Annotated in this window: 27 protein-coding genes; 26 read left to right on the top strand and 1 reads right to left on the bottom strand. The window is 47.3% G+C overall.

Going from position 1 to position 13,559, the window contains the following annotated elements:
• Positions 1-7 precede the first annotated feature (7 nt).
• The 26 genes from rplD (at position 8) to rplQ (ending at position 12,657) form a co-directional block, all read left to right on the top strand.
• Positions 8-613, top strand: coding sequence for a 50S ribosomal protein L4 (gene rplD, locus NAF29_RS17435; protein WP_251262916.1), 606 nt, complete (start codon positions 8-10; stop codon positions 611-613).
• On the top strand, positions 610-912 hold the full coding sequence (gene rplW / locus NAF29_RS17430; RefSeq protein WP_251262915.1) for a 50S ribosomal protein L23: 303 nt from the start codon (positions 610-612) through the stop codon (positions 910-912). The genes rplD and rplW overlap by 4 nt, the downstream gene beginning before the upstream one ends.
• 14 nt (positions 913-926) lie before the next feature.
• Entirely contained in the window at positions 927-1,751 is an 825-nt protein-coding gene (rplB, locus tag NAF29_RS17425) for a 50S ribosomal protein L2 (protein WP_251262914.1), read from the top strand.
• Between the two features lie 15 nt (positions 1,752-1,766).
• On the top strand, positions 1,767-2,045 hold the full coding sequence (gene rpsS, locus NAF29_RS17420) for a 30S ribosomal protein S19 (protein WP_220104357.1): 279 nt from the start codon (positions 1,767-1,769) through the stop codon (positions 2,043-2,045).
• 10 nt (positions 2,046-2,055) lie between these two features.
• Positions 2,056-2,388 carry a 50S ribosomal protein L22 gene (gene rplV / locus NAF29_RS17415; RefSeq protein ID WP_251263002.1) on the top strand — a complete coding sequence of 111 codons (333 nt, stop codon included), beginning with the start codon at positions 2,056-2,058 and terminating at the stop codon, positions 2,386-2,388.
• Between the two features lie 13 nt (positions 2,389-2,401).
• The gene (gene rpsC / locus NAF29_RS17410; RefSeq protein WP_251262913.1) at positions 2,402-3,100 is read left to right on the top strand and encodes a 30S ribosomal protein S3; all 699 of its coding nucleotides are present in this window, start codon (positions 2,402-2,404) and stop codon (positions 3,098-3,100) included.
• A 10-nt stretch (positions 3,101-3,110) separates the two neighbouring features.
• Entirely contained in the window at positions 3,111-3,524 is a 414-nt protein-coding gene (gene rplP, locus NAF29_RS17405; RefSeq protein ID WP_251262912.1) for a 50S ribosomal protein L16, read from the top strand.
• Positions 3,524-3,715 (top strand): 50S ribosomal protein L29, encoded by a 192-nt coding sequence (gene rpmC / locus NAF29_RS17400; protein ID WP_251262911.1) that lies wholly within the window; start codon positions 3,524-3,526, stop codon positions 3,713-3,715. Before rplP ends, rpmC begins: the two co-directional genes overlap by 1 nt.
• A complete protein-coding gene (gene rpsQ, locus NAF29_RS17395; RefSeq protein ID WP_251262910.1) occupies positions 3,715-3,966 on the top strand; it encodes a 30S ribosomal protein S17 in 252 nt (83 codons plus the stop codon). Before rpmC ends, rpsQ begins: the two co-directional genes overlap by 1 nt.
• A 174-nt stretch (positions 3,967-4,140) precedes the next feature.
• Entirely contained in the window at positions 4,141-4,509 is a 369-nt protein-coding gene (rplN, locus tag NAF29_RS17390) for a 50S ribosomal protein L14 (protein WP_251262909.1), read from the top strand.
• 11 nt (positions 4,510-4,520) lie between these two features.
• Positions 4,521-4,838 carry a 50S ribosomal protein L24 gene (gene rplX, locus NAF29_RS17385; protein WP_251262908.1) on the top strand — a complete coding sequence of 106 codons (318 nt, stop codon included), beginning with the start codon at positions 4,521-4,523 and terminating at the stop codon, positions 4,836-4,838.
• A gap of 15 nt (positions 4,839-4,853) precedes the next feature.
• Positions 4,854-5,393 (top strand): 50S ribosomal protein L5, encoded by a 540-nt coding sequence (gene rplE, locus NAF29_RS17380; protein WP_251262907.1) that lies wholly within the window; start codon positions 4,854-4,856, stop codon positions 5,391-5,393.
• Between the two features lie 10 nt (positions 5,394-5,403).
• Positions 5,404-5,709 carry a 30S ribosomal protein S14 gene (gene rpsN, locus NAF29_RS17375; RefSeq protein ID WP_251262906.1) on the top strand — a complete coding sequence of 102 codons (306 nt, stop codon included), beginning with the start codon at positions 5,404-5,406 and terminating at the stop codon, positions 5,707-5,709.
• A gap of 27 nt (positions 5,710-5,736) precedes the next feature.
• Entirely contained in the window at positions 5,737-6,129 is a 393-nt protein-coding gene (gene rpsH / locus NAF29_RS17370; RefSeq protein WP_251262905.1) for a 30S ribosomal protein S8, read from the top strand.
• 13 nt (positions 6,130-6,142) lie between these two features.
• Entirely contained in the window at positions 6,143-6,676 is a 534-nt protein-coding gene (gene rplF / locus NAF29_RS17365) for a 50S ribosomal protein L6 (RefSeq protein WP_251262904.1), read from the top strand.
• Between the two features lie 9 nt (positions 6,677-6,685).
• Positions 6,686-7,039, top strand: coding sequence for a 50S ribosomal protein L18 (gene rplR, locus NAF29_RS17360; RefSeq protein WP_251262903.1), 354 nt, complete (start codon positions 6,686-6,688; stop codon positions 7,037-7,039).
• 10 nt (positions 7,040-7,049) lie between these two features.
• Positions 7,050-7,550, top strand: a complete 501-nt coding sequence (rpsE, locus tag NAF29_RS17355; protein WP_251262902.1) for a 30S ribosomal protein S5 — start codon at positions 7,050-7,052, stop codon at positions 7,548-7,550.
• Positions 7,551-7,556: 6 nt separating this feature from the next.
• A complete protein-coding gene (gene rpmD / locus NAF29_RS17350) occupies positions 7,557-7,742 on the top strand; it encodes a 50S ribosomal protein L30 (RefSeq protein ID WP_251262901.1) in 186 nt (61 codons plus the stop codon).
• Complete coding sequence (gene rplO / locus NAF29_RS17345; RefSeq protein ID WP_251262900.1) at positions 7,742-8,176, top strand: 50S ribosomal protein L15; 435 nt, start codon at positions 7,742-7,744, stop codon at positions 8,174-8,176. The genes rpmD and rplO overlap by 1 nt, the downstream gene beginning before the upstream one ends.
• A gap of 6 nt (positions 8,177-8,182) precedes the next feature.
• Entirely contained in the window at positions 8,183-9,511 is a 1,329-nt protein-coding gene (gene secY / locus NAF29_RS17340; protein ID WP_251262899.1) for a preprotein translocase subunit SecY, read from the top strand.
• Between the two features lie 34 nt (positions 9,512-9,545).
• Positions 9,546-9,659, top strand: a complete 114-nt coding sequence (gene rpmJ / locus NAF29_RS17335; RefSeq protein ID WP_251262898.1) for a 50S ribosomal protein L36 — start codon at positions 9,546-9,548, stop codon at positions 9,657-9,659.
• 121 nt (positions 9,660-9,780) lie between these two features.
• Positions 9,781-10,137 carry a 30S ribosomal protein S13 gene (rpsM, locus tag NAF29_RS17330; protein ID WP_251262897.1) on the top strand — a complete coding sequence of 119 codons (357 nt, stop codon included), beginning with the start codon at positions 9,781-9,783 and terminating at the stop codon, positions 10,135-10,137.
• 17 nt (positions 10,138-10,154) lie between these two features.
• On the top strand, positions 10,155-10,544 hold the full coding sequence (gene rpsK, locus NAF29_RS17325; RefSeq protein ID WP_251262896.1) for a 30S ribosomal protein S11: 390 nt from the start codon (positions 10,155-10,157) through the stop codon (positions 10,542-10,544).
• A 30-nt stretch (positions 10,545-10,574) separates the two neighbouring features.
• A complete protein-coding gene (gene rpsD / locus NAF29_RS17320) occupies positions 10,575-11,195 on the top strand; it encodes a 30S ribosomal protein S4 (RefSeq protein ID WP_251262895.1) in 621 nt (206 codons plus the stop codon).
• A 32-nt stretch (positions 11,196-11,227) separates the two neighbouring features.
• On the top strand, positions 11,228-12,217 hold the full coding sequence (locus NAF29_RS17315; RefSeq protein WP_251262894.1) for a DNA-directed RNA polymerase subunit alpha: 990 nt from the start codon (positions 11,228-11,230) through the stop codon (positions 12,215-12,217).
• A 38-nt stretch (positions 12,218-12,255) separates the two neighbouring features.
• Positions 12,256-12,657 (top strand): 50S ribosomal protein L17, encoded by a 402-nt coding sequence (rplQ, locus tag NAF29_RS17310; protein ID WP_251262893.1) that lies wholly within the window; start codon positions 12,256-12,258, stop codon positions 12,655-12,657.
• A gap of 74 nt (positions 12,658-12,731) precedes the next feature.
• On the opposite strand, the gene NAF29_RS17305 is transcribed toward rplQ, so the two are convergent.
• Positions 12,732-13,151 carry a phosphate-starvation-inducible protein PsiE gene (locus NAF29_RS17305; RefSeq protein ID WP_251262892.1) on the bottom strand — a complete coding sequence of 140 codons (420 nt, stop codon included), beginning with the start codon at positions 13,149-13,151 and terminating at the stop codon, positions 12,732-12,734.
• Positions 13,152-13,559 lie beyond the last annotated feature (408 nt).

The raw sequence follows: 13,559 nt of genomic DNA, 5'->3' as shown, positions 1-13,559 counted from the left end.
ATTGTTGATGGAATTAGTATTGAAAGACGCTCAAAGCGCGCTTGAAGTAAATCCTACGATCTTCGGGCGTGACTATAATGAAGCGCTAGTTCATCAGGTTGTTGTCGCTTACGGTGCAGGGGCTCGCCAAGGTACTGTTAAGCAAAAAACTCGCTCAGAAGTGAGCGGTGGTGGCAAGAAGCCATGGCGTCAAAAAGGTACGGGCCGCGCTCGTGCTGGTACTATCCGCAGCCCAATTTGGCGCAGCGGTGGTGTGACGTTTGCAGCTCGTCCACAAGACCACAGCCAGAAAGTGAACAAAAAGATGTATCGTGGTGCTCTTCGCAGCATACTCTCTGAGTTGGTACGTCAAGAACGCTTGATTGTTGTTGAAAAATTCGGTGTTGAAACACCAAAAACTAAAGAACTTGTCAGCAAGTTGAAGCAGTACGAAATGAACGATGTTCTGATTGTTACTGACACACTTGATGAGAACTTGTTCCTGGCAGCCCGCAACCTTTATAAGGTAGACGTTCGTGACGTCGCAGGCATTGACCCAGTGAGCTTGATCGCTTTTGACAAAGTTTTGATCACTGCAGCAGCAGTTAAACAACTTGAGGAGAGCCTGGCATGATCAGTGAAGAACGTCTGCTTAAAGTTCTCTTAGCACCTGTTGTCTCTGAAAAGAGCACAATGTCAGCTGAAAACAACAACACGATTGTTTTCAAAGTTGTCAATGACGCTGATAAGCGTGAGATCAAGGCTGCTGTAGAGAAGCTGTTCGAAGTTGAAGTCACTGACGTTCGCACTTCGAACGTTAAAGGCAAAACCAAGCGCACCGGTGCCCGTTTCGGCCGTCGCAGCGACTGGAAAAAAGCCTATGTAACTCTTAAAGACGGCAGCGAAATTGATTTCGTTGGCGGCGCTGAGTAAGAGGAGTAGGAATTATGGCTATTGTAAAATGTAAGCCAACGTCTCCGGGTCGTCGCCATGTAGTGAAGATCGTTAATAAAGATCTTCACAAAGGCAAGCCGTACGCCCCATTGCTGGATAAAAAGTCTAAGTCTGGTGGCCGCAACAACAATGGTCGCATTACCGTGCGTCACATTGGTGGTGGTCACAAGCAGCATTACCGTATTGTTGACTTCAAACGCAACAAAGACGGTATTCCAGCAAAAGTTGAGCGCTTGGAATACGATCCAAACCGTAGTGCAAATATTGCACTCGTACTGTATGCAGACGGTGAGCGTCGTTACATCATTGCTCCGAAAGGAATGCAAGCTGGTGACCAGATTCAATCTGGTGCAGACGCCCCGATCAAAGCTGGTAACACGTTGCCACTTCGCAACATCCCTGTAGGTTCTACAGTTCACAACATCGAACTGAAACCTGGCAAGGGTGCTCAAGTCGCTCGTTCTGCTGGCGCATATGCGCAAATCATTGCCCGTGAAGGCGCTTACGTTACATTGCGTTTACGCAGTGGTGAAATGCGTAAAGTGTTTGCTGAGTGTCGTGCGACACTTGGTGAAGTAGGTAATGCCGAGCACATGTTGCAGCAGTTCGGTAAAGCAGGTGCCTCCCGCTGGCGCGGTGTTCGTCCGACAGTTCGTGGTGTAGCCATGAACCCGGTAGATCACCCACATGGTGGTGGTGAAGGTCGTACATCTGGTGGTCGTCATCCTGTGACGCCATGGGGTGTTCCGACTAAAGGCTTCAAGACGCGTAAGAACAAGAGTACTGATAAGTACATTGTTCGCCGTCGTTCTAAGTAACTGAGGTAGATATCCATGCCACGTTCTCTCAAGAAAGGTCCTTTTATTGACCTGCACTTGCTGAAGAAGGTAGAGAAAGCGGTGGAAAGCGGGGATAAAAAACCAGTGAAAACCTGGTCCCGTCGCTCAATGATCATTCCAGATATGATTGGTTTGACCATCGCTGTCCATAATGGTCGCCAGCACGTTCCTGTCTATGTAACTGACGAAATGGTCGGTCATAAACTGGGCGAATTTGCACCGACTCGTACTTATCGCGGTCATATCGCTGATAAGAAAGCCAAGAAGCGTTAAGGAGTAAATGATGGAAGCACTAGCTAAACATCGGTTTGCAAGTACCTCAGCGCAGAAAGCTCGCTTGGTAGCGGATCAAATCCGCGGCGAATCTGTAGCATCAGCGCTGGACATTCTTAACTACAGCACCAAGAAGACTGCTGTTCTGATTAAGAAAGTTCTCGAGTCAGCAATTGCAAACGCCGAGCACAACCAAGGCGCAGACATTGATGAGCTCAAAGTTGCCAAAATCTTTGTAGATGATGGTCCAACGATGAAGCGAATTATGCCGCGTGCTAAAGGTCGTGCAGACCGCATCCTGAAGCGTACCAGCCACATTACTGTGGTTGTGTCCGACAGCTAACGGAGACAGGTAAATGGGTCAGAAAGTACATCCAAACGGTATCCGTTTAGGCATTGTTAAACCATGGAATTCAACATGGTTTGCTAACAAAGCCGATTACGCGGATAACCTACACAGTGATTACTTGGTTCGTAAATTCCTGACTGAGGAATTGAAGAACGCTTCAATCTCACGCATTGAGATTGAACGTCCTGCGAAAAGTATTCGTGTGACCATTCACACTGCCCGTCCAGGTGTTGTGATTGGTAAAAAAGGAGAAGATGTTGAGAAATTGCGTCAGAAGGTCGCCAAATTGGCTGGCACTCCTGCTCAAATCAACATCTCAGAGGTGCGTAAGCCTGAACTCGACGCACAACTGGTAGGCGATAGCATCGCTAGCCAACTTGAGCGCCGTGTTATGTTCCGTCGTGCTATGAAGCGTGCGGTACAAAATGCTATGCGTCTCGGTGCCAAAGGCATCAAGGTAGAAGTAAGCGGCCGTCTGGGCGGTGCAGAAATTGCACGTACAGAATGGTACCGTGAAGGTCGTGTTCCATTGCATACATTGCGTGCGGACATTGACTACGCAACTTCTGAAGCCTTGACTACTTACGGCATCATCGGCATCAAGGTATGGATCTTTAAAGGTGAAGTCCTTGGTGGTATGGAACAGGTCGAGAAGCAGGCGCAAAACCCGCGTCCAGCTAAACGCGGCCGCAAAGGTACTAAGTAAGGAGTAAGCAATGCTACAACCGAAACGTACTAAGTTCCGTAAGATGCACAAAGGCCGTAACCGTGGTGTTGCGATTGCCGGTGGTAAAGTAAGCTTTGGTTCTTACGGTTTGAAGGCGGTCGGCCGTGGTCGTATCACAGCGCGTCAGATTGAAGCTGCGCGTCGTGCGATGACTCGTCACGTAAAACGTCAAGGTAAAATTTGGATTCGGGTATTCCCTGATAAACCAATTACCGAAAAGCCGTTGGAAGTTCGTCAAGGTAAAGGTAAAGGTAACGTTGAATATTGGGTCGCCCAAATTCAGCCTGGCCGTGTACTTTATGAGATGGATGGTGTTCCAGAAGAGTTAGCTCGCGAAGCTTTCTTGCTGGCATCACGTAAACTTCCAATTAAAACAACCTTTGTTATTCGGACGGTGATGTAATGAAAGCGAGTGAACTGCGTGAAAAAAGCGTGGAAGAGCTGAATGCTGAATTGCTAGAGCTGTTGCGTGAGCAATTTAACTTGCGCATGCAAAAGAGCACTGGCCAGCTGGCTCAGACTCACACGCTTAAAGTCGTGCGTCGCGATATAGCGCGCGTTAAAACCATCCTGAACGAAAAGGCAGGTGCGTAATGAGCGAAGCTAATATTCGTACGCTGCAAGCTAAAGTAATCGGTAACAAGATGGACAAGTCCATTACTGTTGCGATTGAACGTAAGGTGAAACACCCAATTTATGGGAAATACATCAAGCGTACTACTAAGCTGCACGTGCACGATGAGACTAACCAATGTTCTGTTGGTGACGTGGTCAGCATTAAAGAATGCCGTCCATTATCTAAGACTAAGTCTTGGACGCTAGTAGAAGTGGTTACTAAAGCTTAATTTTATTAATGCTTTAGAGAATAAAAGGCTCCCTCGGGAGCCTTTTTTATTATTGGACTATCCATTATCAAGAAACGTTGGTATAATTCCGCGCCCTTGATACAAGGGAGTCCTGATTTGTACTCATGAAGAGTATGAATTTTTCTTTTAAGTTAAGAGTAGCGGAGCACTGAAATGATCCAGATGCAGACCCTGCTGGACGTTGCCGACAACAGCGGCGCGCGCAGCGTGATGTGTATTAAGGTTCTCGGTGGGTCTCACCGCCGCTATGCCGGTATTGGTGACATCATCAAAGTCAGCGTAAAGGAAGCAATTCCACGCGGCAAAGTTAAGAAAGGTGAAGTCCTTAATGCTGTTGTAGTTAGAACCAGAAAGGGCGTTCGTCGTCAGGATGGTTCTCTGATTAAATTCGATCGTAATGCAGCCGTTCTTTTGAACGCGAACCATGCGCCGATCGGTACTCGTATCTTCGGTCCAGTGACACGTGAACTTCGTAATGAAAAGTTCATGAAAATTGTCTCACTGGCTCCTGAAGTACTGTAAGGAGAACTAAAATGGCAGCGAAAATCCGCAAAGGCGATGAGATTATCGTGTTGGCAGGTAAAGACAAGGGCAAGCGCGGCGAAGTCGAGCAAGTTCTAGTTGAAGCTAACAAGGTAGTTGTAAAAGGCGTTAACCTCGTCAAGAAACACCAAAAGCCAAACCCATACCAACAGGTAGAGGGTGGCATTATTGAGAAAGAAGCACCGCTTCATATCTCAAATGTTGCGATCTATAACGCCGAAACTGGCAAAGCAGATCGTGTTGGATTCCGAGTTGAAGATGGCAAGAAAGTACGTATCTTCAAATCGAATGATCAAGTAATTAGCTAATTCGGAGTATTTACGATGGCGAAACTGCATGAGTACTACAACGAGACTGTCGTACCAACTCTTCAAAAAGAGTTCGGTTACAGCAGTATCATGCAAGTCCCTCGGATTGAAAAAATCACACTCAATATGGGTGTTGGTGAAGCTCTTACTGATAAGAAAGTTTTGGAAAATGCTGTATCTGATATGGCAACAATTACAGGCCAAAAGCCTGTAGTAACCAAAGCTCGCAAATCAGTAGCTGGCTTTAAAATCCGTGAAGGCTACCCAATTGGTTGCAAGGTTACCCTGCGTGGCGAACGTATGTGGGAATTCTTGGAGCGCTTAATTTGTATTGCGATGCCTCGTATTCGCGACTTCCGTGGTGTGAGCGCTAAGTCGTTCGACGGTCGTGGCAACTACAGTATGGGCGTACGCGAGCAAATCATCTTCCCAGAAATCGACTTTGATAAGGTTGATAAGGTACGCGGTATGGATATTACTATCACTACCGGTGCAAGTTCTGACGAAGAAGGCCGCGCTCTGCTGGCCGCATTCAATTTCCCATTCCGCAAATAAGGACAGGGTTATGGCTAAGAAATCCATGAAGGCTCGTGAAGTTAAACGCGCCAAACTTGTAGCCAAGTACGCTGAAAAGCGTCAGGCACTAAAAGCATTGATTGCTAACCCTACGACTTCTGAAGAAGATCGTTGGGATGCAGTTTTGAAACTGCAAGCTCTGCCTCGCGACAGTAGCAAATCACGTCAACGTAACCGTTGTCGTGTTACCGGTCGTCCGCACGCATTCTTACGCAAATTCGGTTTAAGCCGTATTAAATTGCGTGAAGCAGCGATGCGCGGCGAAGTTCCTGGCCTGCGCAAGGCGTCTTGGTAATCCAGTCGTTCACGGGAGTATATTGATATGAGTATGCAAGATCCGATTGCGGACATGTTCACTCGAATCCGTAACGGCCAGGCGGCCAAGAAAGTTGCGGTAAAAATGCCGTCTTCAAAAGTAAAAGTAGCGATTGCGAAATTACTTCAGGAAGAAGGCTACATCTCTGGTTACCAAGTAACGAGCGATGTTAAAGCAGAGTTGGAAGTAGAATTAAAATATTTCCAAGGCAAAGAAGTTATTGAAACCATCCAACGCGTAAGTCGCCCTGGTCTTCGTATTTATAAGAAGAAAGGTGAATTACCTAAAGTATTGGCTGGTCTCGGTGTTTCTATCGTTTCCACTTCTAAAGGCGTGATGTCCGACCGTGCTGCTCGTAAAGCAGGCATGGGCGGTGAAATCATCGGCTACGTAGCTTAATCGGAGGTAGAGAATGTCTCGTGTAGCAAAAGCTCCTGTTCAGCTCCCTGCCGGCGTTGAAGTTACGCTTAAAGGCCAGGATATCACCGTAAAAGGTGCTCAGGGCTCGCTGACTCGCACAGTAAACGCAGCAGTTGAAGTAAAGCAGGAAGATAATGCTGTTACTTTCGCTGGTCGTGAAGGTGTAAGTGGTAGTTGGGCGCAGGCAGGTACTGCGCGCGCACTGGTAAACAATATGGTTACTGGTGTTAGCCAAGGGTTCGAACGCAAATTGGTACTGAATGGTGTTGGTTACCGTGCAGCGGCTAAAGGTAAGGTTGTAAACCTCGCTTTGGGCTTCTCACACCCAATTGACCATGAATTACCAGAAGGCGTTTCGGCAGAGTGTCCATCCCAGACTGAAATCGTGCTGAAAGGCGTTGATAAGCAGTTGGTTGGCCAAGTTGCGGCAAACATTCGCGCATATCGTAAGCCAGAGCCTTATAAAGGCAAAGGTGTACGTTACGCTGACGAACATGTTCGTCGTAAAGAAGCTAAGAAGAAGTAAGGTACTGCGATGGACAAGAAAACATCTCGTTTGCGTCGTGCTACTCGCGCTCGCAAAAAAATTCAAGAGTTGGGTGCTACCCGCTTAGTTGTACATCGTACAGCTCAGCACATCTACGCCCAACTGATCGCGCCGAATGGTTCAGAAGTTATCGCTGCTGCCTCAACAGTTGAGAAAGCAATTGGCGAAGAACTGAAATCTACTGGTAACGTCGAAGCAGCTAAAGCAGTGGGTAAAGCCATTGCAGAACGCGGCTTAGCAAAAGACGTTTCTTCAGTAGCGTTTGACCGCTCTGGTTTTAAATATCACGGTCGTGTAGCTGCTCTTGCTGATGCAGCGCGCGAAGCCGGTCTGCAGTTCTAAGGAGTCGATCATGGCAAAAGCTGAATTGCAACAAGGCGAATTTCTGGAGAAATTAATCGCGGTTAACCGTGTAGCGAAAACCGTTAAAGGTGGTCGCATCTTCAGTTTCACAGCCTTGACTGTTGTTGGTGATGGTAAAGGTCGCGTAGGTTTTGGCTACGGCAAAGCCCGCGAAGTACCTGCAGCTATCCAAAAAGCGATGGAGAAAGCCCGTCGCAACATGCAGAATGTTGAATTAAATGGCAACACGTTGTGGCACCCTGTAAAAGGTCGTCACACAGGTTCGCGCGTTTATATGCAACCTGCATCTGAAGGTACCGGTATTATTGCCGGTGGCGCAATGCGTGCTGTATTGGAAGTGGCTGGCGTACAAAACGTACTGTCAAAAGCTTATGGTTCTACGAACCCAATCAACATCGTTCGCGCAACTATCGATGCTCTAGTGAACATGCAGTCACCTGAGCAAATCGCCGCTAAACGTGGCTTGTCTGTAGAAGAAATTCTGGGGTAAGACATCATGGCGAAAAAAACAGTAAAAGTGACTCAGGTAAAAAGCTCTATCGGCCGTTTACCTAAGCACAGAGCATCCCTGGCAGGTCTAGGTTTGCGTCGCATTGGCCATACCGTTGAAGTTGAAGATACTCCTTCAGTTCGCGGCATGATCAACAAGGTTTACTACATGGTTAAAGTGGAGGGTGAATAATGCGTTTAAATAATTTGTCACCTGCTGCTGGCTCAAAAACTGCTGGTAAGCGCGTTGGTCGTGGTATCGGTTCTGGTCTTGGTAAGACCGGTGGCCGTGGTCACAAAGGCCAGAAGTCGCGTTCTGGCGGTAGTGTTCGTCCAGGTTTTGAAGGCGGTCAAATGCCTTTGAAACAGCGTCTACCTAAGTTCGGTTTCACTTCACGTAAGCAGTTGGTACGTCAAGAGGTTCGCCTACATGAACTGGCTAAAGTAGAAGCAGAAGTAGTGGATATGAATGCTCTGCGCGCAGCTAACTTGATTAAAGGCACAACTAAGATCGTTAAGATCGTGCTTTCAGGTGAACTGAACAAAGCAGTTAATGTCAAAGGCATTGCTGTAACTAAGGGTGCACAGGCTGCAATTGAAGCAGCTGGCGGCAAAGTCGAGGAATAGGGATCAATGGCTACACCAGGATTGGACTTAAATAGTACGAAAGGCGGGTTGGGTGAATTACGCAGCCGTCTGCTGTTTGTGTTGGGAGCCATCCTTGTGTTCCGGGCCGGCTCATTTGTGCCGATCCCGGGTATTGATGCCTCGGTTCTCGCTGACTTATTTGCCCAACAGCGCGGCACTATTGTGGAAATGTTTAATATGTTTTCCGGTGGTGCTTTGGAGCGAGCGTCTGTTTTTGCATTAGGAATCATGCCGTACATTTCGGCGTCGATTATCATGCAGCTGTTAACAGTCGTTCATCCAGCGCTAGCTGAAATGAAGAAAGATGGGGAAGCTGGTCGTCGTAAGATTAGCCAGTATACCCGCTACTTCACGCTTGTACTTGGTACGTTCCAAGCCGTTGGTATTGCCACCGGCTTACCAAACCTGATGCCAGGTTTGGTTGTAGACCCAGGCTTCGGTTTTTACTTTACAGCCGTTGTGAGTTTGGTCACAGGTACAATGTTCTTGATGTGGCTCGGTGAACAAATCACCGAGAGAGGTATCGGAAACGGTATTTCTATCCTGATCTTTACCGGCATTGTTGCCGGGTTGCCTTCGGCAATCGGTCAAACGATCGAACAAGCTCGTCAAGGTGAAATGAACGCGATTGTCTTATTATTGATAACCGCAATTGTTTTCGTCGTGACGTTCTTTGTAGTGTTCGTTGAACGTGGTCAGCGCCGCATCGTAGTGAACTATGCTAAGCGTCAGCAGGGCCGTCAGGTGTTTGCTCAGCAAAGCACGCATTTACCGCTTAAAGTAAATATGGCTGGTGTAATTCCACCTATCTTTGCTTCAAGCATCATTCTGTTCCCTGCCACAGCTGCAAGCTGGTTTGGTTCTGGAGATGGAATGTTGGCTGAATTTCTGCAGCAAGTGTCAATGACACTGCAGCCAGGTCAGCCGTTATATGTAATGCTTTATGCTGCTGCGATTATCTTCTTCTGCTTTTTCTACACGGCATTGGTTTTCAATCCGCGTGAAACGGCAGATAACTTGAAGAAATCGGGAGCGTTCATCCCAGGCATACGCCCAGGAGAGCAAACATCGCGCTACATTGACAAAGTGATGACTCGACTCACTTTGGCCGGTGCACTGTACATTACACTAGTTTGTCTGGTTCCTGAGTTCATGCTCATCACCATGAATGTGCAATTCTACTTCGGTGGAACATCATTGCTCATTATTGTTGTTGTCATCATGGATTTCATGGCCCAGGTGCAGACTCATTTGATGTCAAGTCAATATGAATCTGTACTTCGCAAAGCCAACCTTAAGAACTATGGCCGATAAGGCCATGTTGTTGGTAACTCAACGGAGTTAAAGAATGAAAGTTCGCGCATCCGTAAAGAAAATTTGTCGGAATTGCAAAATCATCAAGCGCCGCGGCGTTGTCCGGGTGATTTGCGATGAGCCTAAGCACAAACAACGCCAAGGCTAATTCGGCATCTAAAGAGATTGACCTGCTGTTTGCAGGTCAATCGTATTTGCAAACAGGGCATCGGTTGAGTATCCTTACGGGCTTTTCAAATCGATGACCTATAAAGAAAGGAGTGCAGTTGATGGCCCGTATAGCCGGCATTAACGTCCCTGACAATAAACACGCTGTAGTTGCGCTAACCGCAATCTACGGCCTAGGCAAGACCCGTGCGCAAGCCATTTGTGCTGCCACCGGCGTTGCTGAAGATGCAAAAATCGGTCAACTGGATGAGTCCACGATCGATACGTTGCGTGAAGAAGTTGCTAAGTACACCGTTGAAGGTGACCTTCGTCGTGAAGTAACGCTGAACATCAAACGTTTGATGGATCTGGGTTGCTACCGTGGCATGCGCCACCGTCGTAGCCTACCACTTCGTGGTCAGCGTACTAAGACTAACGCCCGTACCCGCAAGGGTCCGCGTAAGCCGATCAAAAAGTAATCGGGAAGGTATAAACAATGGCTAAACAACCAACTCGCGCGCGTAAACGCGTCAAGAAGCAGATACCTGACGGCATGGCTCATATCCATGCTTCTTTCAACAACACCATCGTGACTATTACCGATCGTCAAGGTAATGCGCTGTCATGGGCAACTGCGGGTGGCTCAGGCTTCCGTGGTTCGCGTAAGTCTACACCGTTCGCTGCTCAGGTAGCTGCTGAACGTGCAGGCACTGCAGCACAAGATTATGGCGTGAAGAATTTAGAAGTGTTCGTAAAAGGCCCAGGTCCAGGACGTGAGTCCGCGATCCGTGCATTGAACGCTGCCGGCTACCGCATCACCAACATTGTTGATGTTACGCCGATTCCTCACAATGGTTGTCGTCCACCGAAAAAACGTCGCGTATAACGCAGCGTTTAGGGATATTGGAGAAAGAACATGGCAAGATATTTGGGTCCAAAACTCAAGCTTAGCCGTCGTGAAGGCACTGATCTGTTTTTAAAAAGTGGTGTTCGAGCGATCGACACCAAGTGCAAGATCGACAATCCACCTGGTCAACATGGTGCGCGTAAGCCACGCTTGTCTGACTACGGTGTTCAGTTACGTGAAAAGCAAAAAGTTCGTCGTATGTATGGCGTGCTCGAAAAGCAATTCCGTAACCTTTATAAAGAGGCTGCACGCCTGAAAGGTAATACAGGTGAAAACCTATTAGTATTACTCGAAGGTCGCCTTGATAACGTTGTATACCGCTTAGGTTATGCTGCTACTCGTGCTGAAGCACGTCAGTTAGTTAGTCATAAAGCTATCGTGGTTAACGGTGGTGTTGTAAACATCCCATCATTCAAAGTTTCTGTTGATGATGTAATTACCGTTCGCGAAAAAGCTAAAACACAAGCACGTATCAAAGCTGCTCTTGAGCTGGCTGGACAACGTGAAAAGCCGACTTGGCTGGAAGTGGATGCTGGCAAAATGGAAGGCACTTATAAGCGCCATCCTGAGCGTAGCGATTTGTCAGCCGACATTAACGAACAGCTGATCGTCGAGCTTTACTCGAAGTAAAGCGTAACGCTTAAGTCAAAGAGAGGACACAAATGCAGGGGTCTGTTACCGAGTTTCTCAAACCTAGGTTGGTGGATATCGAGCAAGTTTCTACTTCTCGAGCCAAAGTGACTTTAGAACCATTAGAACGTGGTTTTGGTCATACCCTAGGTAACGCTCTTCGTCGTATTTTACTTTCGTCTATGCCAGGTGTGGCTGTGACTGAAGTAGAAATAGATGGTGTACAACATGAATACAGCACAAAAGAAGGTGTGCTGGAAGACATCATCGAAATCCTGCTTAACCTTAAAGGTTTGGCCGTTAATATGGCCGGCAAAGACAAAGCAGTACTGACCTTGTCCAAGAGCGGTGCAGGTCCTGTAGTCGCAGGCGACATCACCCACGACGGTGATGTCGAGGTCGTCAATCCTGAACATGTCATTTGTACATTGACAGGTGAAGGCGAAATCAGCATGAGCATCACAGTTGAACGTGGTCGCGGATACGTACCAGTATCAGCGCGCGTAGACAACGACGAAGATGAGCGTCCTATTGGCCGTTTACTCGTTGATGCCTCGTTCAGTCCAGTACGTCGTATCGCTTACAATGTTGAAGCGGCTCGGGTAGAGCAACGTACTGACTTGGATAAGCTGGTGATCGATATGGAAACTAACGGCACTTTGGATCCTGAAGAAGCGATTCGCCGTTCAGCAACCATTTTGGCCGAACAACTTGATGCCTTTGTTGAGCTGCGTGATATCAGCGAGCCAGAGCAGAAAGAAGAGAAACCAGAATTCGATCCGATCCTGCTTCGTCCTGTCGACGATCTGGAGCTAACCGTTCGTTCTGCCAACTGTTTGAAGGCAGAAGCGATCCACTACATTGGTGATCTGGTTCAACGCACCGAAGTTGAGTTACTTAAAACCCCTAACTTGGGTAAAAAGTCACTCACTGAAATCAAAGATGTCTTGGCATCACGTGGTTTGTCTCTGGGCATGCGCCTAGAGAACTGGCCACCTGCTAGCATCTCTGATGGTGAGTAATCAGGTTCCGAAGTAACTAGAGTTAGAAGGATAAGATCATGCGCCATCGCAAGAGTGGTCGTCAACTTAACCGTAACAGCAGTCATCGCCAAGCTATGTTTCGTAACATGGCATGCTCGCTGATACGTCATGAAGTGATCAAGACAACCCTGCCTAAGGCCAAAGAGTTGCGCCGAGTGATCGAACCATTGATCACACTGTCTAAAACAGACAGCGTTGCAAACCGTCGCCTAGCCTTTGCTCGCACACGCGACAAAGAAGTGGTTGGTAAATTGTTTAACGAAATGGGACCGCGTTATCAAGAGCGTCCAGGTGGTTACACTCGTATTTTGAAGTGTGGCTTCCGCGCCGGTGATAAAGCACCTATGGCTTATATTGAATTAGTAGATCGCCCAGAAGTTGCTGAAGAAGCAATAACTGAAGCTGCTGCTGAAGAATAAGCAAAGCGTTGAATAGAAAAAGCCGGGTTACGACCCGGCTTTTTTGTGCGTGCTATTTAGAGGTCGCCCAATAGTTACGATCGCTTGTTGTCCTCTCCCGCGCGGTCATAAGGTAAGTACAAATGGCCGACTCGCAGTCCTAGCGTCGCAATGACCATAACTAGCATAGCCATCGCGATCCAAAACACACTCAGTGCTTCCATCTCTTTAGTTGCGAGTGTTAGATATCTAGATAAAGCAATAATCGCAATATAGATTGGATACCTCACGGGTACACGGCCCAGTTCAACGTAAAGGCGCGACATCGCCAGCACTTCTAAATAAATAAACAATAATAAGATGTCACTTAGATGAACGGTCTTCGCATCAACGACGTGTTGTATCTCAAGAGCAATTGCAACTAATGTTGCTAGCGCAATGAACAATAACAGCGCTTTTTCCACAAACAAAATGGCAAATCTGAAGTAATGTCTTAATCGACTACTTAGTTCCATGTATCTCTCCTTGAATTTGAAATCGAGTTACAGCGATAGAGAGGGACCTATACTCCTATACTGCCGTGGCATTATGAATAACTTATCAAACTCCGGAAGGAAGGCAATTTATGGCGCTAATTTAACCAATTTAGACGGTTTCTGTGCGTTAAATAATCAATTATAAAATAATGATCGAAATGATCGAAAAAGGCTTGATCGGATCTTAATGTTCCCTATAATGCGCCTCACTGAAACGGGCAAGGCGGCAACGTTAGAAGTTAAGGCTTCAGCCCGAAGCGGTGAAGAAAATCGGTTAGCAAAAAAGATTCATTGAATCGCTTGACACTAACCACCGGAAGCGTATTATACGCCTCCCGCAACGGCAACGCCGAAGCGACGCTCTTTAACAATTTAGCAAGACAATCT

This window comes from Echinimonas agarilytica, from assembly GCF_023703465.1.
Taxonomy (GTDB): Bacteria; Pseudomonadota; Gammaproteobacteria; order Enterobacterales; family Neiellaceae; genus Echinimonas; species Echinimonas agarilytica.
Note: the sequence above shows the minus strand (reverse complement) of the source record. Positions and strands in the feature narration are given on the sequence as shown.

Excerpts from the sequence above, each read along its gene's own strand:
- rplD (WP_251262916.1), top strand. The coding sequence starts at position 8 with ATGGAATTAGTATTGAAAGACGCTCAAAGCGCGCTTGAAGTAAATCCT.
- rplW (WP_251262915.1), top strand. The coding sequence starts at position 610 with ATGATCAGTGAAGAACGTCTGCTTAAAGTTCTCTTAGCACCTGTTGTC.
- rplB (WP_251262914.1), top strand. The coding sequence starts at position 927 with ATGGCTATTGTAAAATGTAAGCCAACGTCTCCGGGTCGTCGCCATGTA.
- rpsS (WP_220104357.1), top strand. The coding sequence starts at position 1,767 with ATGCCACGTTCTCTCAAGAAAGGTCCTTTTATTGACCTGCACTTGCTG.
- rplV (WP_251263002.1), top strand. The coding sequence starts at position 2,056 with ATGGAAGCACTAGCTAAACATCGGTTTGCAAGTACCTCAGCGCAGAAA.
- rpsC (WP_251262913.1), top strand. The coding sequence starts at position 2,402 with ATGGGTCAGAAAGTACATCCAAACGGTATCCGTTTAGGCATTGTTAAA.
- rplP (WP_251262912.1), top strand. The coding sequence starts at position 3,111 with ATGCTACAACCGAAACGTACTAAGTTCCGTAAGATGCACAAAGGCCGT.
- rpmC (WP_251262911.1), top strand. The coding sequence starts at position 3,524 with ATGAAAGCGAGTGAACTGCGTGAAAAAAGCGTGGAAGAGCTGAATGCT.
- rpsQ (WP_251262910.1), top strand. The coding sequence starts at position 3,715 with ATGAGCGAAGCTAATATTCGTACGCTGCAAGCTAAAGTAATCGGTAAC.
- rplN (WP_251262909.1), top strand. The coding sequence starts at position 4,141 with ATGATCCAGATGCAGACCCTGCTGGACGTTGCCGACAACAGCGGCGCG.
- rplX (WP_251262908.1), top strand. The coding sequence starts at position 4,521 with ATGGCAGCGAAAATCCGCAAAGGCGATGAGATTATCGTGTTGGCAGGT.
- rplE (WP_251262907.1), top strand. The coding sequence starts at position 4,854 with ATGGCGAAACTGCATGAGTACTACAACGAGACTGTCGTACCAACTCTT.
- rpsN (WP_251262906.1), top strand. The coding sequence starts at position 5,404 with ATGGCTAAGAAATCCATGAAGGCTCGTGAAGTTAAACGCGCCAAACTT.
- rpsH (WP_251262905.1), top strand. The coding sequence starts at position 5,737 with ATGAGTATGCAAGATCCGATTGCGGACATGTTCACTCGAATCCGTAAC.
- rplF (WP_251262904.1), top strand. The coding sequence starts at position 6,143 with ATGTCTCGTGTAGCAAAAGCTCCTGTTCAGCTCCCTGCCGGCGTTGAA.
- rplR (WP_251262903.1), top strand. The coding sequence starts at position 6,686 with ATGGACAAGAAAACATCTCGTTTGCGTCGTGCTACTCGCGCTCGCAAA.
- rpsE (WP_251262902.1), top strand. The coding sequence starts at position 7,050 with ATGGCAAAAGCTGAATTGCAACAAGGCGAATTTCTGGAGAAATTAATC.
- rpmD (WP_251262901.1), top strand. The coding sequence starts at position 7,557 with ATGGCGAAAAAAACAGTAAAAGTGACTCAGGTAAAAAGCTCTATCGGC.
- rplO (WP_251262900.1), top strand. The coding sequence starts at position 7,742 with ATGCGTTTAAATAATTTGTCACCTGCTGCTGGCTCAAAAACTGCTGGT.
- secY (WP_251262899.1), top strand. The coding sequence starts at position 8,183 with ATGGCTACACCAGGATTGGACTTAAATAGTACGAAAGGCGGGTTGGGT.
- rpmJ (WP_251262898.1), top strand. The coding sequence starts at position 9,546 with ATGAAAGTTCGCGCATCCGTAAAGAAAATTTGTCGGAATTGCAAAATC.
- rpsM (WP_251262897.1), top strand. The coding sequence starts at position 9,781 with ATGGCCCGTATAGCCGGCATTAACGTCCCTGACAATAAACACGCTGTA.
- rpsK (WP_251262896.1), top strand. The coding sequence starts at position 10,155 with ATGGCTAAACAACCAACTCGCGCGCGTAAACGCGTCAAGAAGCAGATA.
- rpsD (WP_251262895.1), top strand. The coding sequence starts at position 10,575 with ATGGCAAGATATTTGGGTCCAAAACTCAAGCTTAGCCGTCGTGAAGGC.
- NAF29_RS17315 (WP_251262894.1), top strand. The coding sequence starts at position 11,228 with ATGCAGGGGTCTGTTACCGAGTTTCTCAAACCTAGGTTGGTGGATATC.
- rplQ (WP_251262893.1), top strand. The coding sequence starts at position 12,256 with ATGCGCCATCGCAAGAGTGGTCGTCAACTTAACCGTAACAGCAGTCAT.
- NAF29_RS17305 (WP_251262892.1), bottom strand. The coding sequence starts at position 13,151 with ATGGAACTAAGTAGTCGATTAAGACATTACTTCAGATTTGCCATTTTG.